The organism is Pseudomonas sp. ATCC 13867 (assembly GCF_000349845.1).
In the GTDB taxonomy this organism is placed as follows: domain Bacteria; phylum Pseudomonadota; class Gammaproteobacteria; order Pseudomonadales; family Pseudomonadaceae; genus Pseudomonas.
Genome location: NC_020829.1, coordinates 4603378 through 4624235 on the forward strand (window position 1 = coordinate 4603378; position 20858 = coordinate 4624235).

The 20858-nt window shown below is 66.0% G+C and carries 17 protein-coding genes, 2 tRNA genes and 2 pseudogenes; 12 read left to right on the plus strand and 9 right to left on the minus strand.

Annotated features, from left to right (window positions below; translation table 11 throughout):
- Nucleotides 1-59 precede the first annotated feature (59 nt).
- From H681_RS20605 to H681_RS20615, 3 genes are all read right to left on the minus strand, one after another.
- On the minus strand, nucleotides 60-1424 hold the full coding sequence (locus tag H681_RS20605) for a spinster family MFS transporter (RefSeq protein WP_015478831.1): 1365 nt from the start codon (nucleotides 1422-1424) through the stop codon (nucleotides 60-62).
- A 277-nt stretch (nucleotides 1425-1701) separates the two neighbouring features.
- Nucleotides 1702-2724: a ferrochelatase gene (gene hemH / locus H681_RS20610; RefSeq protein WP_015478832.1), complete on the minus strand. Its 1023-nt coding sequence runs from the start codon at nucleotides 2722-2724 to the stop codon at nucleotides 1702-1704.
- A 112-nt stretch (nucleotides 2725-2836) separates the two neighbouring features.
- Entirely contained in the window at nucleotides 2837-3739 is a 903-nt protein-coding gene (locus H681_RS20615) for a TIGR01777 family oxidoreductase (RefSeq protein ID WP_015478833.1), read from the minus strand.
- A 271-nt stretch (nucleotides 3740-4010) separates the two neighbouring features.
- Between H681_RS20615 and H681_RS20620 the strand changes: the two genes are divergently transcribed.
- The 6 genes and pseudogenes from H681_RS20620 (at nucleotide 4011) to H681_RS20640 (ending at nucleotide 10263) form a co-directional block, all read left to right on the plus strand.
- Entirely contained in the window at nucleotides 4011-4994 is a 984-nt protein-coding gene (locus tag H681_RS20620) for an NAD(P)/FAD-dependent oxidoreductase (RefSeq protein WP_015478834.1), read from the plus strand.
- A 151-nt stretch (nucleotides 4995-5145) separates the two neighbouring features.
- Nucleotides 5146-5925 carry a YbgA family protein gene (locus tag H681_RS20625; RefSeq protein ID WP_015478835.1) on the plus strand — a complete coding sequence of 260 codons (780 nt, stop codon included), beginning with the start codon at nucleotides 5146-5148 and terminating at the stop codon, nucleotides 5923-5925.
- Between the two features lie 16 nt (nucleotides 5926-5941).
- Entirely contained in the window at nucleotides 5942-6883 is a 942-nt protein-coding gene (locus H681_RS20630; RefSeq protein WP_015478836.1) for a MerR family transcriptional regulator, read from the plus strand.
- A complete protein-coding gene (gene phrB, locus H681_RS20635) occupies nucleotides 6880-8298 on the plus strand; it encodes a deoxyribodipyrimidine photo-lyase (RefSeq protein ID WP_015478837.1) in 1419 nt (472 codons plus the stop codon). Before H681_RS20630 ends, phrB begins: the two co-directional genes overlap by 4 nt.
- 181 nt (nucleotides 8299-8479) lie before the next feature.
- Nucleotides 8480-8626: pseudogene (locus tag H681_RS26065) on the plus strand (cyanase); the annotation flags it as partial.
- A gap of 266 nt (nucleotides 8627-8892) precedes the next feature.
- The gene (locus tag H681_RS20640; protein ID WP_015477689.1) at nucleotides 8893-10263 is read left to right on the plus strand and encodes an IS1182 family transposase; all 1371 of its coding nucleotides are present in this window, start codon (nucleotides 8893-8895) and stop codon (nucleotides 10261-10263) included.
- A 472-nt stretch (nucleotides 10264-10735) separates the two neighbouring features.
- Here the strand turns inward: H681_RS20640 and H681_RS20645 are convergent, their stop codons facing one another.
- From H681_RS20645 to hemA, 6 genes are all read right to left on the minus strand, one after another.
- Nucleotides 10736-11257 carry an acyloxyacyl hydrolase gene (locus tag H681_RS20645; protein WP_015478840.1) on the minus strand — a complete coding sequence of 174 codons (522 nt, stop codon included), beginning with the start codon at nucleotides 11255-11257 and terminating at the stop codon, nucleotides 10736-10738.
- Between the two features lie 115 nt (nucleotides 11258-11372).
- Nucleotides 11373-12167 (minus strand): glutamate racemase, encoded by a 795-nt coding sequence (gene murI / locus H681_RS20650; protein WP_015478841.1) that lies wholly within the window; start codon nucleotides 12165-12167, stop codon nucleotides 11373-11375.
- On the minus strand, nucleotides 12160-12915 hold the full coding sequence (locus H681_RS20655) for a molybdopterin-synthase adenylyltransferase MoeB (RefSeq protein WP_015478842.1): 756 nt from the start codon (nucleotides 12913-12915) through the stop codon (nucleotides 12160-12162). Before H681_RS20655 ends, murI begins: the two co-directional genes overlap by 8 nt.
- Nucleotides 12909-13739, minus strand: a complete 831-nt coding sequence (gene prmC, locus H681_RS20660; protein ID WP_015478843.1) for a peptide chain release factor N(5)-glutamine methyltransferase — start codon at nucleotides 13737-13739, stop codon at nucleotides 12909-12911. Before prmC ends, H681_RS20655 begins: the two co-directional genes overlap by 7 nt.
- A 26-nt stretch (nucleotides 13740-13765) precedes the next feature.
- Nucleotides 13766-14848, minus strand: a complete 1083-nt coding sequence (gene prfA / locus H681_RS20665) for a peptide chain release factor 1 (RefSeq protein ID WP_015478844.1) — start codon at nucleotides 14846-14848, stop codon at nucleotides 13766-13768.
- Nucleotides 14845-16113 carry a glutamyl-tRNA reductase gene (gene hemA, locus H681_RS20670; RefSeq protein WP_015478845.1) on the minus strand — a complete coding sequence of 423 codons (1269 nt, stop codon included), beginning with the start codon at nucleotides 16111-16113 and terminating at the stop codon, nucleotides 14845-14847. Before hemA ends, prfA begins: the two co-directional genes overlap by 4 nt.
- A gap of 146 nt (nucleotides 16114-16259) precedes the next feature.
- On the opposite strand from hemA, the pseudogene H681_RS20675 reads away from it, so the two are divergent.
- The 6 genes and pseudogenes from H681_RS20675 (at nucleotide 16260) to H681_RS20700 (ending at nucleotide 20752) form a co-directional block, all read left to right on the plus strand.
- A pseudogene (locus H681_RS20675) lies at nucleotides 16260-18027 on the plus strand (tetratricopeptide repeat protein).
- 3 nt (nucleotides 18028-18030) lie between these two features.
- Nucleotides 18031-18666, plus strand: a complete 636-nt coding sequence (gene lolB / locus H681_RS20680) for a lipoprotein insertase outer membrane protein LolB (protein ID WP_015478847.1) — start codon at nucleotides 18031-18033, stop codon at nucleotides 18664-18666.
- Nucleotide 18667: 1 nt separating this feature from the next.
- Nucleotides 18668-19516 carry a 4-(cytidine 5'-diphospho)-2-C-methyl-D-erythritol kinase gene (gene ispE / locus H681_RS20685; RefSeq protein WP_015478848.1) on the plus strand — a complete coding sequence of 283 codons (849 nt, stop codon included), beginning with the start codon at nucleotides 18668-18670 and terminating at the stop codon, nucleotides 19514-19516.
- Between the two features lie 30 nt (nucleotides 19517-19546).
- A tRNA-Gln gene (locus H681_RS20690) sits at nucleotides 19547-19621 on the plus strand.
- A gap of 62 nt (nucleotides 19622-19683) precedes the next feature.
- A tRNA-Gln gene (locus H681_RS20695) sits at nucleotides 19684-19758 on the plus strand.
- A gap of 52 nt (nucleotides 19759-19810) precedes the next feature.
- A complete protein-coding gene (locus tag H681_RS20700; protein ID WP_015478849.1) occupies nucleotides 19811-20752 on the plus strand; it encodes a ribose-phosphate pyrophosphokinase in 942 nt (313 codons plus the stop codon).
- The last annotated feature ends 106 nt before the right edge of the window (nucleotides 20753-20858 follow it).

Consider the following 20858-nt stretch of genomic DNA (forward strand, 5'->3'; position numbering starts at 1 on the left):
GGAGGCGGATATGGCCCGCCCCCAGCTCCTAAGGATCATCCGGGGCAGCAATGCCCCGGTCACGCCGGCTGGCGCTGCATCGCGCCGCTGGGACTCTCCCCTTTCAGGCTCCAGCTCTTGAGATGTTCCACGCTGTCGCGATAGGGCTTGAGCCCCCGCGCCAGCAGGAAGGAACCGGCCAGCAGCGCCACCAGGCTCACGATGAGCAACGAGTAGCGCAGCGCCATATCGTCGGCGAACACATAGTCGGTCACCAGGGCAATGGCGGTCGGGCCGACGCCCAGGCCCAGCAGGGTGACCACGAACAGGTAGATGGCCGAAGCCTGGCCGCGCATGGAATTGGGCATGATTTCCTGGATCGCCGCCGGTGCGACGCCGAACGGCATGCCGAGGCAGAACACGATGGGCGCCATCAGCGCCGCCGCGGCATTGCCGCTGTCCAGCAGCGGGTAGACCAGGGTGAAGGGGATCGCCAGGATCGCCGCCAGCAGGCCTACGCGCATGTTGGCGTCGGTACGTCCGCGCTTGGCCCAGTAGTCCGCCAGGCGACCGCCACTGACGATGCCCAGGCAACCGAACACCGCGACGATGCTGCCGTACACCACGCCCACATGGCCGGCATCCCAGCCGTAGGTGCGAACGAAGAAGGTCGGTATCCAGGCGCCGCTGCCGTAGCTGGCGAAGGAAATGCAGGCGAAGCCGAAGTTGTGGCAGATCACCGTCTTGCGGTTGGCGCGCAGGTAGGCGCCCACCTCGCTCATCGGCACCACCACGCCGGCCCCCGCGCCGCGCCGGGTCGGCTCCTTCACCGCCAGCATCAGCAGGGTGAAGAGCACACCGGCGGCGCCCAGGAGCAGGAAGATCAGCTGCCACGGCCGCACTTCGCCGAGGATCGGCAGGTGCACGTCGCCCTGGGCCGAGGCGAACTTGATCACCAGTCCGCCGAGCAGGAAGGCCAGGCCCGAGCCGAGGTAGATGCCCATCGAATACACGCTGATGGCGGTGGCGCGGCGCTGGGCCGGGAAGCTGTCGGCGATCAGCGAATAGGCCGCCGGCGACAGCGCCGCCTCGCCCACGCCGACGCCGACGCGGAACAGCAGGAAGTGCCAGTACTGCCGGGCCAGGCCACAGGCGGCGGTCATGGCGCTCCAGACCAGTACGCCGACGGTGATCAGCCCGCGCCGGCTGCGGCTGTCGGCCATGCGCCCGAGCGGGATGCCGCACAAGGTGTAGAACAGCGCGAAGGACAGGCCCATCAGCAGGCTCATCTGCGTGTCGCTGATGTCCAGGTCGCGACGGATGGGGCCGACCAGCAGGTTGAGGATCTGCCGGTCGATGAAGGACAGGACATAGGCGACCATGAGGATCGCAACCGTGGACCAGGCCACGGCACTGGAGGGGTAGCCGTTATTGTTGTTGTGCATGCCGGGCTCCTGAATGCCGCCAACGCGGCGATGGCGATGGGGAGAAGCGCAGGGTAGGCACTGAGGACGAGCGGCGCGCGCACTATCAGGTCTCTGAATGCGGGCGTTGGCCGTTGGCTGATGGATGGGCGGTCAAGGATTGGCCGAGGGGTTTTGCTGGAAACACTTGCAGGAGCGAGCTTGCTCGCGAACAGACTATCCGACGGCTCCGGTGCCAAGCGGGTTCGCGAGCAAGGACTGGGCGCCCCCTCGGTCCTACAAAGAGCTGAGCCTGCGCTCAGATCACCGTCGGCATCCGCTCGCACAGTTTCGCCAGCGCCTTGGCCCACAGCGCCTGATCGTTCAGGCAGGGCACCAGCACCAGTTCTTCCCCACCCGCCGCGCGGAACTGTTCGCTGCCACGCTGGCCGATTTCCTCCAGGGTCTCGATGCAGTCGGCGACGAAGGCCGGGCACATCACCAGCAGGCGCCTCACTCCCTGCTTGCCGAGCCTGTCCAGTTGCGCCTCGGTATAAGGTTCGATCCACTTGTTGCGGCCCAGGCGCGACTGGAAGGACACCGACCAGCGCCCGTCCTCGAGCCCCGCGCCCACGGCGAAATCCTCCGCCGTGCGCAGGCACTGGCTGCGGTAACAGACCGCCATAACGTCCTCGTGCACACCGCGGCTGGAGCTGGCGGTGAGGTCGTGGCCCTTGTCCTTCACCAGCTTGCGGATGTGCGACTCGGGCAGGCCGTGGAAGCTCAGCAGCAGGTGGTCGTAGGGTTGCGCAAGGTAGGGCTTCACGCTGTCCACCAGCGCCCGGCGGTACTCCGCCTCGGCGTAGAACGGCGGCAGCACCTTCAATTCGAATTTCAGGCCGCGCTCGCGCATGACCCGGCGCGCTTCCTCGATGGCGGTGGTGGTGGTGCTGTCGGCGAACTGCGGGTAGAGCGGCGCGAAGGTCACCTGGGTGACGCCCTGCTGGCTCAGGCGCAGCAGGGCCGACTCGATGGACGGCTCGCCATAACGCATCCCCAGCTCCACCGGACCGTGCGGCCAGTGGGGACGGATCGCCTCCTGCAGGCGACGGCTGAGCACGATCAGCGGCGAACCCTCGTCCCACCAGATCGATGCGTAGGCATGGGCCGACTCCTCGGGACGCTTGCGCAGGACCAGCGACACCAGCAGGCGGCGGATCGGCCACGGCAGGTCGATCACATAGGGGTCCATGAGGAACTGATCGAGGTAGCGGCGCACGTCCTCGACCTGGGTGGAAGCCGGAGAGCCCAGGTTGACCAGCAGGAGGGCGTTTTGGGTCATGCAATGTCCTTGGAATCGGTTCACGATCTCGCCGGGCGGGCCCGGTGGGGCTGCGCAGTTTACACGCAGCGGTTTGCCGCACGGCCTGTCGCCGTTGCCGCAGGGCGGCGGCTCAACGCTCGCGCAACACGTCCGCCAGGGCGTCCGGCAACTCGGTGAAGCGGAACGTGAAGCCCGCGTCGAGCAAACGGCGCGGCACCACGCGCTGCCCGCCCAGGAGCAATACCGACAGCTCGCCGAGCATCAGGCGCAGGGCGAAACCGGGCACGCCCAGTACGGCCGGCCGGTGCAACGCGCGCCCCAGCTCGCGGGTAAAGTCCCGGTTACGGACCGGCTGCGGCGCGCAGGCATTATAAGGACCCTCGGTATCGGCCCGCTGCAAAAGAAAATCGATGAGGGCGATCTGGTCTTCGATATGGATCCAGGACATCCACTGCCGGCCGTCCCCCAACTGGCCGCCCAGCCCCATGCGGAACGGTGGCAGCAGGCGCTTGAGAAAGCCGCCCTCGGGCGCCAGCACCAGCCCGGTGCGCACCAGCACCACGCGAACGCCTAGCGCCTCGGCTTCCCGGGCGATCTGCTCCCAGGCCAGGCACAGTTCGCTGGCGAAATCCTCGCCGGCCGCCGCGCTGTTTTCCTCCAGCGGACGTTCACCGGCATCGCCGTACCAGCCCACCGCCGAGCCATTGATCAGCACGCTGGGACGCTGGCTCCGGGTTTCCAGCCAGGCCACCAGACGCTCGGTCAGCCCGACCCGGCTGCCCCACAGCAGCGCCTTGCGCTTCGCGCTCCAGGGTTTGTCGGCGATCGGCTCGCCGGCCAGGTTGACCACCGCGTCCAACGGCCCATCGCCGTAGTCCTGGAAATCGGCGATCCCGCGCACCGTCTCACCGCATAACGCCGCGACCCGCTGCGGCTGGCGACTGAGCACGGTCAGGCGGTGCCCGGCGGCACTCCACTGGCGGCACAGGCGGCGACCTATCAGCCCGGTACCACCGGTCAACAGAATATGCATGGCGAACTCCTCGTCAGCGTGTTCCACCTACCATCAGTCTGGACGAAACAGCGGCGCTCGCACCTGCCCGGACAACGCTGAGCGTCTACGCTGTATTTGCCGGGACCGGCCGCGCCCATTCATGAAGGAACCGATGAGGCGGAGAAGGTTCCGATGATCGGCCCCCTGCCGATCACGGGTGCAATGGCAGTCAGACGATTGTACAGATCAAATCATTTGTACAAGCCATGCGCGCTCGTTACTCTGAAAAACACAACCAACGAGGCACGTCATGAGCGCCCCCATTGCCATCATTGGCACCGGTATCGCCGGACTCTCGGCCGCCCACGCCCTGCGGGACGCCGGACAGGACGTCCAGCTGTTCGACAAGGGTCACGGCAGCGGCGGCCGCATGGCCAGCAAGCGCAGCGAAGCCGGCGCCCTCGATCTCGGCGCGCAATACTTCACCGCCCGCGATCGACGCTTCCTCGACGCCATCCAGAAATGGCGCGAACACGGCTGGGTCGCCGAATGGGACCCGGCCCTGTACCAATACCGCGACGGCGAACTGAGCCCCTCGCCGGACGAACAGCCGCGCTGGGTCGGCACGCCGCGAATGAGCGCGATCACCCGCGCGCTGCTGCAGGACCAGGTGGTGACCTTCACCTGTCGCATCACCGAGGTCTACCGCGGCGAAGAGCACTGGCACCTGCAGGACTCCGAAGGCCAGACCCACGGTCCCTACAGCCGTGTACTGGTCGCCACCCCGGCGCCCCAGGCCGCCGCGCTGCTGGCCAGTGCGCCGAAGCTGGCCGCCGCCGCCGCGAGCATTCCAATGGAGCCGACCTGGGCGGTCGCCCTGGCCTTCCGCGAACCGCTGGACACGCCGGTGCAAGGCTGCTTCGTCCATGAAGGCCCGCTGTCCTGGCTGGCCAGCAACCATTCCAAGCCGGGCCGTGACGAACAGCTGGATACCTGGGTGCTGCACGCCGCCAGCGGCTGGAGCAAGCAGCACATCGACCTGCCCAAGGAAAGCGTGATCGAGCACCTGCGCGGCGCCTTCGCCGAGCTGATCGGCTGCGCCGTGCACGCCCCCGACTTCGCCCTCGCCCACCGCTGGCTCTATGCGCGGCCAATGGAAGCCCACCAGTTCGGCGCCCTGGCCGATGCGGACCTGGGCATCTACGCCTGCGGCGACTGGTGCCTGTCCGGCCGTGTCGAAGGCGCCTGGCTGAGCGGCCTGGAAGCCGCTCGCCGCCTGCTGGAACACCTCTGATCCTCGCCCCCTCTCCCCTTGGGAGAGGGGGCAGAACAGCGCCTGCCCCATCGCCCGCTCGCCCTGCCTTTGCGTGGGAGCTGACACGCACCTATGCTTATCAAGAGTTGTACAACACAATTTGTCTTGTACAAGAAATCGGTCAGCCCAGATGCCTGTTCCCACGCCCAGACCCCAGCTCGCCATCAGCCTCGACCTGCTGAACGCACTCAGCGAACACCAGGCCCCGCGCCTGTGCCTGGAAGTGCTTGGCCGACATTTCGACTTCGTTCCGCTGCCCCCGGAAATCGTAGACGCCGGCGATCCGCCACAGGCCGCACCGTTGCAGAACGTCTGCGGCTATATCGTCACGCGCCAGCCGTCAGGCGCGCCGCACAACGAAGCCTTGCACGCGACGCACCCGGAGCGGCCGGTGGAAGAGGAAAGCCGGCTCGACGACCCGGTATTGCGCGAGAACTTCCTCACCCGCGTCTTCGCCTGCGCCGCCTGGCAGGCCCTGTGTGCGCAAGGCCTCACTCGTGCCGGCCTGATCGCCTTCCACTCGCGCTACAAGTACCAGTTGATGGCGCACAACCCGCGCCAGTACCGTCTGCTCGGCCAGCGCCTGGCGACCCTCGGCAGCCAGCCGCTGGACAGCTTTGCCGCCCGCTACATCCGGGACTTCATGCAGGCGCTGGCGAGCTGCGCCAGCCGTGGTAGCCACAGCAACGTGCTGCAGCACCTGGCCGGCTACCTCAAGCGCGACCTGCCCGCCCTGGAGAAGTCGGAGCTGCAGCACCTGATCGACCAGTACCGCTGTGGCGTAGTCCCGTTGGCGGCACCGCTCAGCCTGCTGAAACAGCACTTTCGTCGATATCCCCATCCCTACCTCCAGGACCAGGCCTACCTGCAACGGCAGCCGGAAGGCCCGGGCCCACGCGCCACTCCCTGACACGACATCCGAGCCCATGCATCCCGATCACCCGCACCGCGAAACGGACGACGATTACCGCCAGGCCCTGGCCGACGGCTGGCTGCCCATCCGAGAGGTGGCGCGGCGCACCGGGGTCAACCCCGTCACCCTGCGCGCCTGGGAACGGCGCTACGGGCTGGTGGCGCCGCAGCGTACGCCCAAGGGGCATCGCCTCTACTCGGAGGCGCAGATCACGCGTATCCAGGCCATCCTCACCTGGCTGGGCCGGGGCGTGGCGGTGAGCAAGGTCCGCGCCCTGCTGGACAACCCCGCCCCGGCCTCCGTCGCGCCGGACGCCTCCCCCTGGGACGATCTGCTGCAACACTGCATCGACGCCATCGGCCGGATCAGCGAGCGCCAGCTCGACGAACTGTTCAACGGCGCACTGGCGATCTACCCCGCGCATACCCTCTGCGAACACCTGATGCTGCCCTTGCTGGAGCAACTGGAACGACGCTGGCAGGGCCAGTTCGGCGCGCAACTGGAGCGGGTATTCTTCCACGGTTGGCTGCGCAGCAAGTTCGGTACCCGCCTCTACCATCACAACCGCCAGCAGCGCGGCGCGCCGCTACTGTTGATGAACCACTCCGAACTCCCGCTGGAACCGGGGCTCTGGCTCAGCGCCTGGCTGGCCAGCAGCGCCGGCTGCCCGCTGGAAGTCTTCGACTGGCCGCTGCCACCCGGTGAACTGGCCCTGGCGGTGGAACGCCTGAAGCCACGCGCGGTACTGCTGTACTCCAGCCAGACGCTCAATCTCGCCCAGTTGCCGCGCCTGCTGGCCGGTGTCGAGTGCCCCCGGTTGCTGGCCGGAGCCGCCGCGCGCATCCACCAGGAACAACTGGCCGAGGTCGCGGCGCCGCTGCACCTGGCGCAGGACCCGGTCGGCGCCCTGCAATGCCTGCGCGAACTCGGCCTGCTCAACGGGGAGCTGGCATGAGGCGACAGCTCGTCTGGCTGCGCACCGACCTGCGCCTGCGCGACAACAGCGCACTCGCCACCGCAGCCGAACGCGGGCCGGTCATCGCTGTATTCCTGCTCAGCCCCGGGCAATGGCGCATGCACGACGATGCCGCCTGCAAGGTGGACTTCTGGCTGCGCAACCTGCGTGAGCTACGCGCCGGGCTTGCCGAACTCAATATCCCGCTGCTGGTGCGCACGGCGGATCGCTGGAGCGATGTCCCCCGCGTGCTGGCCGAACTCTGCCGCAGGCATGGCATCGAGACGGTGCACGTCAACGAGGAATACGGCCTGCACGAAGCCCGCCGGGACGCCGCCGTGAAGCGCGAGCTGGCCAGCCAGGGCGTCGACCTGCGCAGCTACCTCGACCAACTGCTGTTCGCCCCCGGCACCCTGCTCACCAAGGGTGGCAGCTACTTCCGGGTCTACAGCCAGTTCCGCACGCTCTGCTACCAGCGGCTCAAGCTGGGTATCCCTGCCTTGCAGGCGGTGCCGGGCGCGCAAGCGCCGCTTGGTCTGGCCAGCGATCCGCTGCCCAAATGCCTCGAGGGCTTCGAAACACCGCCACCCCAGTTGCGCGAGCACTGGCCGGCGGGCGAAACCGAGGCCCACGACCGCCTGGACGCCTTCGCCGACGCACACCTGGGGGTCTATCACCAACGCCGCGACTTCCCCGCCAGCGCAGGCACCAGCCAACTCTCGCCCTACCTCGCCGCCGGAGTGCTCTCCCCGCGCCAGTGCCTGCACGCGGCACTGGCCAGCAACCACGGCAAGAGCAGCAGCGGCGCGCTCAGCTGGATCAACGAACTGCTCTGGCGCGAGTTCTACAAGCACATCCTGGTCGGTTTCCCGCGTGTAAGCCGTCACTGCCCTTTCCGCGAGGACACCGAAAGGCTGAACTGGCGCCACGACCGCAACGACCTGGAAGCCTGGCAGCAGGGCCGCACCGGCTTCCCGCTGATCGATGCGGCGATGCGCCAACTGCTCGCCACCGGCTGGATGCACAACCGCCTGCGCATGGTGGTGGCGATGTTCCTCACCAAGAACCTGCTGATCGACTGGCGCGAAGGCGAACGCTGGTTCATGCGCCACCTGATCGACGGCGACCTGGCGGCGAACAACGGCGGCTGGCAGTGGAGCGCGTCCACCGGCACCGACGCGGTGCCCTACTTCCGCATTTTCAATCCAATCGCTCAATCCGAGCGCTTCGACCCGGACGGTCGCTTCATCCGCCGCTGGCTGCCGGAACTGGCCGGGGTGGAAGGCCGCGCGGTGCACGATCCGTCACGGCTGGGGCTGTTCGGCGCGGCAGGTTATCCACAGCCGATGGTCGATCTTTCCGCCACGCGGGCGCGAGCGCTGGACGCCTTCAAAAGCCTCTGCGCGCAGCGCTGACGCTCCAGGGAAGCCGGCGCGCTCAGGCCTTTTCCTGTCGGGCCGCCACCGCCACCTCGATGAAGGCGCGCGCGGCGAAGGTCTGGTAGGCCCCCTTGCGTTGCATCGGCACCGCACCGCCGCGCGCCGCAGCCGCATCGGGTCCAGCTCGATGGCGGTAAGCTCCGGGTACCCCTTGACGATGGTCCACGAGAAATTCGACGACTGCATCATCAGCGCCATCAACTTCAAGCTGGACGTCAAGAAGGTCGAGGATCCGGAAGGCGGCTCCCGCGCGGTGATCTGCGTAATTGCATCGCACTTGACCACCCAATTGCATTGCCGCTGACCAGTCAATTGCATTCGTACTGACCACCGTTTGCATCCGACCTGACCTGTACACGCCGAAGAGGCGACCGGCAGAGAACGGCCAGAAGCAGCCATCACCCGATTTCACACCCATTTACACCCATTTCTAGGCTGGATGGCCTCAACTCAAATGGCCGTGTGCACTACAGCGCCACCGGCTGAGATCGGCCGATTCTGTTGAAAAAGTAGCTGCCACCCGATGCCGCCGGCAGAATCGCACACTCAGCTAGCGTGGGGGCAGGCAGCATGATGGGACAGTTACCGGGAGGGCAGGCGCGCCTGTTCTATTCGTTCAATCTGGAAGAGCACGTCCCGCCCCAACACCTCCTGCGCAGCATCGACCAGTGCCTGGATCTCAGTGACCTGCGCGCCCACCTGGCGGATTTCTACAGCCCCATCGGGCGCCCCTCGATCGATCCCGAATTGATGGTGCGCATGCTGGTCGTCGGCTACTGCTATGGCATCCGTTCCGAGCGGCGATTGTGCGAAGAGGTGCACCTAAACCTGGGCTATCGCTGGTTCTGCCGGCTGGGCCTGGAGGATGAGGTTCCCAATCACTCGACCTTCTCGAAGAATCGCCACGGCCGTTTCCGTGACAGCGATCTGTTCCGCTGGTTGTTCAATGAGGTGCTGCGGCGCTGCATGGCGGCCGGCCTGGTCAAGGGTGAAGGGTTCGCCGTCGACGCCAGCATCATCAAGGCGGATGCCAGCCGGCAACGTGGGGTGGCGGGAGATGAGGTCGACTGGCGCGATCCGGCGCTCAGCACTCGCGCCGTGCGCGAATACCTCGAAGCCCTCAATGAGGAGGCGCTGGCAGAAGCCCTTCCCAAGAAGATTTCGCTCACCGATCCGCAGGCCCGTTGGACCGCAGCGCCCGGTGGCCCGGCCTTCTTTGCCTACTCCACCAACTACCTGATCGACACCGCGCACGGCGTGATCCTGGATGTGGAAGCCACCCCGGCGCATCGGCCTGCCGAAGTCGAGTCGACCAGGACGATGGTGGATCGTGTCGAAGCGCAGTTCGACCTCACGCCGGAGCGCCTCATCGGCGATACCGCGTATGGCACGGCTCCGATGCTGGCCTGGATGGTCGAAGAGAAGAACATCGAGCCGCACGTGCCGGTGTGGGACAAGACCGAGCGCAAGGACGACAGCCTTTCCAGCAATGACTTTCACTGGCATCAGGAGGCCAATGAATACCGCTGCCCAGCCGGCAAACCGCTACGCAGTGAATGGCGGGCCTTCACTCAGCAAAGATCGCGGGTGACCAAGGCCAACACCATCATCTACCGCTCCAGCCAAGCCGACTGCACCACCTGCCCACTGAAAGCGAAGTGCTGTCCCAATACGCCGATCCGCAAGATCGTCCGCAGCATCCATGAAGCGGCTCGCGACGTGGCGCGACGCATCGCCAAGACACCGGAATATCTCGTCTCTCGCTGCGAACGAAAGAAGGTGGAGATGCTCTTCGCTCACCTCAAACGGATCATGAGACTCGACCGTCTACGACTGCGTGGCCTGACCGGTGCCACTGATGAATTCACCTTGGCGGCGACCGTGCAGAACCTGCGACGCATGGCCAAGCTCATGCCTCACGGGCCACCGCTCACGGGATAGGTCCGCCTGCTGCGAGCAGAAACCCTCGAATTAACCTTCAAACCTGAGCCGGGACGCTCAGTAAAACGCCGAAAGACAACTTGAAGTGGCTTGCAGCCACTTCGAAAGCAGGTGCACTTGGCTGAGTGGCTGCCGCAGAACTGCCTTTTTCAACAGAATCGGTCGATTGCAGTCGGTCGTGACTACGGTGTGACTGGTAAAGCCGCATGCAAGCGGTGGTCAGCACGAATGCAAATTCTTGGTCAGGAGGAGTGCAATCGGGTGGTCAAGTCAGTGCAATTACGCGGTGATCACCCTGGATGGCAAATACCTGCCGACCAAGCCGTTCTGATTTACCGCCGTCCCCCTGCAGGAGCGGACTCACCAGCAGCCCGAAGCCAGGCACCTCGCTCTTCGCGAATAAGGGCCGCGCCTACAGACAGCGGACACAAAAAAGCCGGACCCAGGGTCCGGCTTCTTCATCAACGGTCCGTTACAGAGGCTGCGTGAAATACAGGCTGTAGGACTCGATACCGTCGTTGGGCTGGCCAAGACCTGCGTTGGAGTAGTGCATCGCGCGTACGCCAACGGCCTGGCCGCCGTTGAACTTCAGGCCCGCGCCGAGGCGATCCTCGAAGGTCAGCGCGCCACCCAGGTCCTGGTCGCCCACTTCCGAGCCGGTGAAGGCGGCGATGCCGATGCCGGCCTCAAGGAAAGGTTTGACCGACTCACCGGAGAACTCGTACACGAATACCGGGGAGAACGACAGCGAATGGCGGCCACCGGCACGCTCGCCAGCCGACCAGTAGGTGTAGCCGGCATCCCAATAACCGCTCAGATGCCCTGTGGAACTCTCCCACCAGCTCTTGTCCCAGTCGAAGCCCAGGCCCAGCCGATAGGTCATGTCGCCCTGGCCGGTCGCACCGACGGCGCCGGTCAGGCTGGCAGCCTGCGCACTCACGATTTGCCCCAGGGAGAGAGCGGCCAAAGCGGCCAGCGAGAGTAGTTTCTTCATCGAAACATCCTTAATGAGAAAGCTGAATGAAAAATCCCCGCGAATAACCAGTTATTATAAGGCCACTTCTCGAACTTGGCCGACAGACCAAAGTCGATTCCAGGTAAATTTTCCTTCAGCCGGTGAATGCGCTGACCGGCTCGTCGCTTCCCCACAATACCGGCATGACCTGCTCCAGGGACTCCACTGGACCGCTCGTCCAGAACTCGGAGCGCATCGCCGGCCCCTCCGCCAACAGCTCGCGCACCCGCAACAGGCGCTCCAACTGACGCGCCACGGCGGCGCCGGTATCGATCAGCGAGATGTCGTCCGCAACCAGCTCACGCAGTAACGGACGAAGGAACGGGTAATGGGTGCAACCCAGGATCAGCGTGTCGCAGCCTTCGGCAAGCAACGGCTCGACGTAGTGCCTCAGCAGCTCGCGCGTCTGCGGCCCGCTCAAGTCGCCAGCCTCGATCCGCTCCACCAGCCCCGGACAGGGCTGGGTGATCACCCGCACATCGCCCGCGAAGCGATCGAGCAACGCGGCGAAACGTGCGCTCTTGAGCGTGCCGGTGGTCGCCAGGACGCCGACCACGCCGCTGCGGGTCGCCTCGGCGGCCGGCTTCACCGCCGGCTCCATCGCCACGATCGGCACCTGCGGGTACAGCTCGCGCAGGTCGGCGGCAGCGGCGGCGGTGGCGGTGTTGCAGGCCAGCACCAGCGCCTTGGCGCCACGGGCCAGTAGGAACTCGGCAATGGCGCGGCAACGTTCGCGGATGTAGTCGGGGGTCTTCTCGCCGTAGGGGACGTGTCCGCAGTCGGCGAGGTAGATCAGCGACTCGTTGGGCAGCCGGGCACGGATTTCGTGAAGGACGCTGAGCCCGCCGACGCCGGAGTCGAAGACACCGATGGGCGCGACGTCAACCATGCGCCACTCCGCACACGGCGCACTGCGGATCACGCTTGACGCGCAGTTCGCGGAAGCGCGTACCCAAGGCGTCGATCAGCAGCAAGCGTCCCACCAGCGGCTCGCCAAAGCCGGCCAGCAGCTTCAGCGCTTCAAGCGCCTGCAGGCTGCCCACCAGGCCCACCAGCGGGCCGACCACGCCGGCCTCGCTGCAGGTCAGTTCGGCTTCGCTACCGTGGCCGTAGAGGCAATGGTAGCAGGGGCTTTCCTCGCGGCGCGGATCGAACACCGAGAGCTGCCCTTCCAGGCGGATCGCCGCGCCGCTCACCAGCGGCTTCTTCGCGGCGACACAGGCGGCGTTCACCGCCTCGCGAGTGCCGAAGTTGTCGCAGCAGTCCAGCACCAGGTCCACCGCCGCCACGGCGGCGTCAAGGGAATCGGCGTCCAGCGCCTGGCGATGGGCGAGCAGTTTCACGTCCGGGTTCAACGCGGTCAGGCGAGCAATGGCTGAATCCACCTTACTCACGCCGACGCTGTCGGTGTCGTGGATGATCTGCCGCTGCAGATTGGTCAGGTCGACGCTGTCGAAGTCCGCCAGGTGCAACTCGCCGACGCCGGCGGCGGCCAGATACAGCGCCACCGGGGCGCCCAGGCCGCCGAGACCGACGATCAGCACGCGGCTGTCCTTCAGGCGCAGTTGGCCGTCGACGTCAATCTGCGACAGCAGGATCTGCCGGCTGTAACGCAGCAGTTCGTTATCGCTCAGCATGTCCAGCTCCCGAGACTGATACGTTGGTGGCCGCCGAGATCGCGGCGGCTTTCCACGTGTGCAAAGCCACGAGTCAGCAGCAGGTCGCGCACGGCGTCGGCCTGGTCGAAGCCATGTTCGAGCATCAGCCAGCCGCCGTTCTCCAGGTGCGCGGGCGCCTGCTCGACGATCAGGCGGATGTCGTCCAGGCCGTCAGCCCCGGAGACCAGCGCGCTCGACGGTTCGAAACGCACGTCGCCCTGCGCGAGGTGCGGGTCGGCGCTGGGAATGTAGGGCGGGTTGCTGACGATCAGCGAGAAGCGCTCGCCGGCCAGCTCGGAAAACCACTGACTGGCGCGGAAGGCGGCGTTTGCCAGATCCAGGCGCTCGCGGTTGCGCTCGGCCAGGGCCACGGCCTCGGCCACGCGGTCCACCCCCAGCACTTGCCAGCCCGGACGTTCGCAGGCCAGGGCCAGGGCGATGGCGCCGGTACCGGTGCCCAGGTCGAGCACGCGGGCCGGCGTGGCCGGCAGCAGGTCGAGGGCGGTTTCCACCAGCAGTTCAGTGTCCGGGCGCGGGATCAGGGTGTGCGGCGCAACTTCCAGGTCCAGGCTCCAGAAACCCTGGCGGCCGAGGATGTAGGCCACCGGCTCGCCGGCCTGACGACGGGCGAGGAAGCTGTCGAACAGGTCGCGAGCCTCGCGGCTGACCACACGCTCAGGCCAGGTACGCAGGAAACTGCGCGACTTGCCCAGCGCGGCGGCGAGCAGTAGCTCGGCGTCCAGACGCGCGCTGGGCGAGTCCGGCAGTTGCGCCTCGTTGAGCAGGGTCATGATGGTTGCCATCGTCGCTCTCTCAGTCGCCCGCTCTCTCAATCACCAAGCGCGGCCAACTGGTCGGCCTGGAACTCTTGCAGCAGGGGCTCGATCACCTGATCCACCGCGCCTTCCATCACTTCCCCCAGGGAGTAGAGGGTGAGGTTGATGCGGTGGTCGGTCACCCGGCCCTGGGGGAAATTGTAGGTGCGAATGCGCTCGGAGCGGTCGCCCGAACCGACCAGCAGCTTGCGCGTGCTGGCGATGGCCTGCTGGGCGGCGGCCTGCTGCTGGTCGTTGAGCTTGGCCGCAAGCCAGGCCATCGCCTTCGCGCGGTTCTTGTGCTGCGAGCGCTCTTCCTGGCATTCGACCACGATGCCCGAGGGAATGTGCGTGATGCGCACCGCCGAGTCGGTCTTGTTCACGTGCTGACCGCCAGCGCCGGAGGAGCGATAGGTATCCACGCGCAGGTCGGCCGGGTTGATCTCGATGGCCGCCTGCTCGTCCGGCTCGGGCAGCACCGCCACGGTGCAGGCCGAGGTGTGGATGCGCCCCTGGGATTCGGTTTCCGGCACGCGCTGCACGCGGTGGGCACCGGACTCGAACTTGAGCTTGGCGTAGACATTGTCGCCCTCGACCCGGGCGATCACCTCTTTATAACCGCCGTGCTCACCCTCGTTCTCGGACATGATTTCCACGCGCCAGCCCTGCCTCTCGGCATAACGCGAGTACATGCGGAACAGGTCGCCGGAGAAGATCGCCGCCTCGTCGCCGCCGGTGCCGGCGCGGATTTCCAGGAAGACGTTACGGCCGTCGTTGGGGTCCTTGGGCAGCAGCATGCGCTGCAGGCGGTCCTCCAGGTCGACCAGTGCGGTCTTCGCTTCCGCGACTTCCTCCTCGGCCATCTCGCGCAGGTCCGGGTCGCTGTCCTTGAGCAGCGCCTGGGCGCCCTCCAGGTCCGACTGCACCTTGCGGAACTCGCGGAAGGCAAGGAAGACCGGCTCCACTTCCGCGTATTCGCGGGAGTAGGCGCGGAACTTGGTCTGGTCGCTGATCACCTCGGCGTCCCCCAGAAGCGCGGTGAGCTCTTCGTAGCGGTCGCTGAGGATGTCCAGCTTTTTCAGGAGGGACGCTTTCATCGCTTGTCAGTGCCCTCCTCGAGGGCGAACAGTTCCTGCGCGACGGCCAGCGCATCGATGCGGCCCTCGGCGGAGAGTTTCTTCATCTGCACGCTGGGCGCATGCAGCAACTTGTTGGTCAGGCCACGGCTGAGCTGGGCGATCACTTCCATCGGGTCGGCGCCGTTGGCCAGCAGGCGCTGGGCCTTCTGGGTTTCCTCGTCGCGCAGGCGCTCGGCCTGCTGGCGGTAGGCGCGCAGCACGTCGACGGCGGCCAGTTCGCGCAGGCGCGCCATGAAATCGACGACGCCATCGCCCACCAACTCCTCAGCGGCCTGGGCGGCGCCCTGGCGGCTCTTGAGGTTCTCGGCGACCACCTCGTGGAGATCGTCGACGCTATAGAGGTAGACGTCTTCCAGCTCGCCGACTTCCGGCTCGATGTCGCGCGGTACGGCGATGTCGACCATGAACATCGGCTTGTGCCGGCGCTGCTTCAGCGCGCGCTCCACCGCACCCTTGCCGAGGATCGGCAACTGGCTGGCGGTGGAGCTGATGACGATGTCGCTGTTGACCAGTTCGTCGGGCATGTCCGCCAGCAGGATGGCGCGAGCGCCGAACTGCTCGGCCAGCTGGCTGGCGCGCTCCAGGGTACGGTTGGCGACCACGATGCGCTTCACGCCCTGCTCATGCAGGTGGCGCGCGACCAGGGTGATGGTCTCGCCGGCGCCGATCAGCAGTGCCTGGCTGCGGCTCAGGTCGCTGAAGATCTGCCGGGCCAGGCTCACCGCGGCGAAGGCCACGGACACCGGGTTCTCGCCAATGGCAGTGTCGGTACGCACGGTCTTGGCGGTGCTGAAGGTGGCCTGGAACAGGCGGCCGAGCATCGGGCCGATGGTGCCGGCTTCACGGGCCACGGCGTAGGCGGATTTCATCTGGCCGAGGATCTGCGGCTCGCCGAGCACCATCGAGTCCAGGCCGGCGGCGACGCGCATCATGTGGCGCACCGCTTCGTCGTCCTGGTGGACGTAGGCGCAAGCGCGCAGGTCGTCGATGCTCAGGTTGTGGTAATCGGCCAGCCAGGCCAGCACGTCGCCGGCATCCGGATGCTCGATCTCCAGGTAGAGCTCGCTGCGGTTGCAGGTGGAGAGGATGGCGGCTTCGCGGCTGGACGTCAGACGGCAGAGCAGTTGCAAGGCCTCGACCATCTGCTCGGGAGTAAAAGCCACGCGCTCGCGCACGGCCACGGACGCGGTCTTGTGGTTGATACCGAGGGCAATGAAGGCCATGCAGAGTCGCTGAGCTGATCGGAAAGCCCGCAATTGTCCTACGTCGCCCAGTGAAGGACAACCACCCGCGACGTAACGCACACTGCAAATCGTATACAAGGCCCGAAGCCACGCTTGCCCATTGGGATTGCCACATTCCTTATGTCATGATGGGTCCCATTTCGCAGGTTAGGTCACCGTCCTTCCTCTATGAACAAGTCTCTTGCGCTGCTGACTGCTCTGCTGCTGCTCGGCGGCTGCCAGTCCCTTTCCCATAAAACGCCGGATGGTTCTTCCGCCGAGAAGGACAAGGCCGTCGCCGCCCAGAAGGACCGGAAGTACGGCTCCTTCAGCGAAGAGACCCTGTACTCGCTGCTGGTGGCGGAGCTCGCCGGCCAGCGCAACCGCTTTGACATCGCCCTCTCCAACTACGTCGAGCAGGCCCGCGCCACCCAGGACCCAGGGGTCGCCGAGCGCGCCTTCCGCATCGCCGAATACCTGGGCGCCGACCAGGAAGCCCTGGATACCTCGCTGATCTGGGCCAAGGCCGCACCGGACAACCTCGACGCCCAGCGCGCCGCCGCCATCCAGCTGGCGCGCACCGGGCAGTACGACGAATCGATGGTGTACATGGAGAAAGTCCTCAACGGCCAGGGCGACACCCATTTCGACTTCCTCGCGCTGTCCGCCGCCGAGACCGACCCGGACACCCGCGCGGGTCTGCTGCAGAGCTTCGATCGCCTGTTGAAAAAGTACCCGGACAACGGCCAGTTGCTGTTCGGCAAGGCCCTGCTGCTGCAACAGGACGGCCGTCCGCAGGAGGCCCTGCACCTGCTGGAAGACAACGCCGCCAGCAAGCACGACGTCGCCCCGCTGCTGCTGCGCGCGCGCCTGCTGCAAAGCATGAAGCGCAGCGACGAAGCGCTACCGCTGCTCAAGAACGGCATCAAGGAACACCCGGACGACAAGCGCGTACACCTCGCCTACGCCCGCCTGCTGGTGGAACAGAACCGCCTGGACGAAGCCAAGGCCGAGTTCTCCGCGCTGGTCGAGCAGTTCCCCGATGACGACGACCTGCGCTTCTCCCTGGCGCTGGTCTGCCTGGAAGCCCAGGCCTGGGACGAGGCCAAGGTCTACCTGCAGGAACTGGTCGAGCGCGACAGCCATGTCGACGCCGCCCACTTCAACCTGGGCCGCCTGGCCGAGGAGCAGAAGAACCCGGAAACCGCCCTCAAGGAATACGCCCAGGTCGGCCCCGGCAACGACTTCCTTCCGGCGCAACTGCGCCAGAGCGAAATCCTGCTCGACCAGAAGCGCATCGACGAAGCCTCCCGCCGCCTCGCCGAAGCCCGCGATCGCCAGCCGGACTACGCCATCCAGCTGTACCTGATCGAGGCCGAGGGCCTGTCCAACCGCGACCAGGTCGACCGTGCCTGGAACGCCATCCAGCAAGGCCTCAAGCAGTTCCCGGACGACCTCAATCTGCTCTACACCCGCTCCATGCTCGCCGAGAAGCGCAATGACCTGTCACAGATGGAGCAGGACCTGCGCCTGATCATCCAGCGCGAGCCGGACAACGCAATGGCGCTCAACGCGCTGGGCTACACCCTGGCCGACCGCACCACCCGCTACAGCGAGGCCCACGACCTGATCCAGAAGGCCCACTCGCTGAACCCGGATGACCCGGCCATTCTCGACAGCCTGGGCTGGGTCAACTACCGCCTGGGCAACCTCAGCGAAGCGGAAACCTACCTGCGCAAGGCGCTGGAACGCTTCCCCGACCACGAAGTCGCCGCCCACCTGGGCGAAGTGCTCTGGGCCCAGGGCAAGCAGAGCGAAGCCCGCAAGGTGTGGGCCGCCGCCCTGCAAGCCCAGCCCGACAGCACCGTCCTGCGCGACACCATGAAGCGCCTGACCGGCTCTGGAACCCTCTGATCCATGCGTTTACGTCATCTGCTCGGGGCCGCCACCCTCGCCCTGCTCGCCGGCTGCTCCGGCCTCGGCACCCACGAGTCCCTGGAAGGCCAGGGCAATGCCACCGCCTGGAGCGCCCACAAGGCGCGCATCGCCACCCTCGACGGCTGGCAGATCGACGGCAAGGTGGGCATTCGCGCGCCCAAGGACTCCGGCAGCGGCACCCTGTTCTGGCTGCAGCGCCAGGACTACTACGACATCCGCCTGTCCGGTCCGCTGGGCCGTGGCGCGGCGCGCCTGACCGGGCGCGAGGGCGCGGTGACCCTGGAAGTCGCCGGCCAGGGCCGCTATGAGGCCGCCTCCCCCGAAGAGCTACTGGAGCAACAGATGGGCTGGCGCCTGCCGGTTTCCCATCTGCTCTGGTGGATTCGCGGCCTGCCCGCGCCGGACAGCAAGAGCCGCCTGACCCTGGACAGCGACAGCCACCTGGCCAGGCTCGAACAGGACGGCTGGGACGTGGAATACACCCGCTACAGCGAGCAGAACGGCTACTGGCTGCCCGAACGCCTGAAGCTGCATGGCCAGGATCTGGACGTCACCCTGGTGGTCAAGACCTGGCAGCCGCGCCAACTGGGCGCCAGCCAGGCGGGCCAGCAGTGACATGCGGGACCGCCTGACCCTGCCGGCGCCGGCCAAGCTCAACCTGTTCCTGCACATCAACGGCCGCCGCCCCGACGGCTACCACGAGCTGCAGACCCTCTTCCAGTTCCTCGACCACGGTGACGAACTGCACTTCGCCCTGCGCGAGGATGGCGAAATCCGCCTGAACACCGAGATCGAAGGCGTTCCCCACGACAGCAACCTGATCGTCAAGGCCGCCCGCCGGCTGCAGGAGCAATCGGGGTGCCGACTGGGCGCCGATATCTGGCTGGACAAGCGCCTGCCAATGGGCGGCGGCATCGGCGGCGGCAGCTCCGACGCCGCCACCACCCTGCTCGGCCTGAAGCACCTGTGGAATCTCGACTGGGACGAAGAGCGCCTCGCTGCCCTGGGCCTGACGCTCGGCGCCGACGTGCCGGTGTTCGTGCGAGGCCGCGCCGCGTTCGCCGAAGGGGTCGGCGAGAAGCTCACGCCGGTCACGCTGGAGGAGCCCTGGTTCCTCGTCGCCGTACCGCAAGTCTTTGTCTCCACAGCAGAAGTTTTCTCCGATCCCGAGTTGACACGGGATACTCCGCCCATTAAAGTTCGCAGCCTTCTCGGGGTGGACGGTCATAACGACTGCCAGCCGGTCGTCGAGAAGCGTTACCCGGATGTACGTAACGCACTGATCCAGCTAGGTAAATTTACCGAAGCGAGATTGACCGGCACCGGAGCTTGTGTATTTGGGAGCTTCCCAAATCAAGGCGATGCTGATAAAGTTCGCCGCCAACTTCCGGCCACTCTGCCGAGTTTTGTCGCCCAGGGGCGTAACATCTCGATGTTGCACCGCAAGCTGCAAAGCCTGGTCTGAGAAGAAGCAATGTAATCGGTTGTACGATACAGGGGCGTCGCCAAGCGGTAAGGCAGCAGGTTTTGATCCTGCCATGCGTTGGTTCGAATCCAGCCGCCCCTGCCATTAACCCACAGGGTTCAACGTACAGCGTCAACGAACACATTGCTCCGCAAGTTGTAAGCTACAGGGGCGTCGCCAAGCGGTAAGGCAGCAGGTTTTGATCCTGCCATGCGTTGGTTCGAATCCAGCCGCCCCTGCCATTTTCTTCTGGCTCAACCGGGCCTACCCTCAAGCCGACACAGGTACCGCAGCGTGTCCAAAATGATGGTTTTCACGGGGAACGCCAACCCCGATCTGGCACGCCGTGTCGTACGGCAGCTGCATATTCCCCTCGGTGACGTTTCTGTCGGTAAATTCTCCGACGGCGAAATCAGTGTCGAAATCAATGAAAATGTTCGTGGTAAGGACGTTTTCCTGATCCAGCCGACCTGCGCACCGACCAACGACAACCTGATGGAACTGGTGGTAATGGCCGATGCCTTCCGCCGCTCCTCGGCGACTCGTATCACGGCAGTCATCCCCTACTTCGGTTATGCCCGCCAGGATCGCCGTCCGCGCTCCGCCCGCGTGGCCATCAGCGCCAAGGTCGTTGCCGACATGCTGACCGTCGTAGGCGTCAACCGCGTTCTCACCGTTGACCTGCACGCCGACCAGATCCAGGGCTTCTTCGACATCCCCGTCGACAACATCTACGGCTCGCCCGTACTGGTCGACGACATCGAAGACCAGCGCTTCGAGAACCTGATGATCGTCTCCCCGGACATCGGTGGCGTGGTGCGTGCTCGCGCCGTCGCCAAGTCCCTGGGTGTGGACCTCGCCATCATCGACAAACGTCGTCCGAAGGCCAACCAGTCCGAAGTCATGCACATCATCGGTGATGTCGAAGGCCGTACCTGCGTACTGGTCGACGACATGGTCGATACCGCCGGCACCCTCGGCCACGCCGCCAAGGCTCTGAAAGAGCACGGCGCCGCCAAGGTCATCGCCTACTGCACCCACCCGGTGCTGTCCGGCCGTGCCATCGAGAACATCGAGAATTCCGTACTGGACGAGCTGGTGGTGACCAACACCATCCCGCTGTCCGCTGCTGCGCAAGCCTGTGGCCGCATCCGCCAGCTGGACATCGCTCCGGTTGTCGCTGAAGCCATGCGCCGCATCAGCAATGAAGAATCGATCAGCGCCATGTTCCGCTAAGGCGGGACAGCGCTGACGTAAAGCGCCCCGTCACGCCGATGGGGCATTAGCAAAATCGCCCGAACGCTGGTCGCAAGCGTCCGGGCGATCTTGTCATTTTGGAGAG

Excerpts from the sequence above, each read along its gene's own strand:
- H681_RS20605 (WP_015478831.1), bottom strand. The coding sequence starts at position 1,424 with ATGCACAACAACAATAACGGCTACCCCTCCAGTGCCGTGGCCTGGTCC.
- hemH (WP_015478832.1), bottom strand. The coding sequence starts at position 2,724 with ATGACCCAAAACGCCCTCCTGCTGGTCAACCTGGGCTCTCCGGCTTCC.
- H681_RS20615 (WP_015478833.1), bottom strand. The coding sequence starts at position 3,739 with ATGCATATTCTGTTGACCGGTGGTACCGGGCTGATAGGTCGCCGCCTG.
- H681_RS20620 (WP_015478834.1), top strand. The coding sequence starts at position 4,011 with ATGAGCGCCCCCATTGCCATCATTGGCACCGGTATCGCCGGACTCTCG.
- H681_RS20625 (WP_015478835.1), top strand. The coding sequence starts at position 5,146 with ATGCCTGTTCCCACGCCCAGACCCCAGCTCGCCATCAGCCTCGACCTG.
- H681_RS20630 (WP_015478836.1), top strand. The coding sequence starts at position 5,942 with ATGCATCCCGATCACCCGCACCGCGAAACGGACGACGATTACCGCCAG.
- phrB (WP_015478837.1), top strand. The coding sequence starts at position 6,880 with ATGAGGCGACAGCTCGTCTGGCTGCGCACCGACCTGCGCCTGCGCGAC.
- H681_RS20640 (WP_015477689.1), top strand. The coding sequence starts at position 8,893 with ATGATGGGACAGTTACCGGGAGGGCAGGCGCGCCTGTTCTATTCGTTC.
- H681_RS20645 (WP_015478840.1), bottom strand. The coding sequence starts at position 11,257 with ATGAAGAAACTACTCTCGCTGGCCGCTTTGGCCGCTCTCTCCCTGGGG.
- murI (WP_015478841.1), bottom strand. The coding sequence starts at position 12,167 with ATGGTTGACGTCGCGCCCATCGGTGTCTTCGACTCCGGCGTCGGCGGG.
- H681_RS20655 (WP_015478842.1), bottom strand. The coding sequence starts at position 12,915 with ATGCTGAGCGATAACGAACTGCTGCGTTACAGCCGGCAGATCCTGCTG.
- prmC (WP_015478843.1), bottom strand. The coding sequence starts at position 13,739 with ATGGCAACCATCATGACCCTGCTCAACGAGGCGCAACTGCCGGACTCG.
- prfA (WP_015478844.1), bottom strand. The coding sequence starts at position 14,848 with ATGAAAGCGTCCCTCCTGAAAAAGCTGGACATCCTCAGCGACCGCTAC.
- hemA (WP_015478845.1), bottom strand. The coding sequence starts at position 16,113 with ATGGCCTTCATTGCCCTCGGTATCAACCACAAGACCGCGTCCGTGGCC.
- lolB (WP_015478847.1), top strand. The coding sequence starts at position 18,031 with ATGCGTTTACGTCATCTGCTCGGGGCCGCCACCCTCGCCCTGCTCGCC.
- ispE (WP_015478848.1), top strand. The coding sequence starts at position 18,668 with ATGCGGGACCGCCTGACCCTGCCGGCGCCGGCCAAGCTCAACCTGTTC.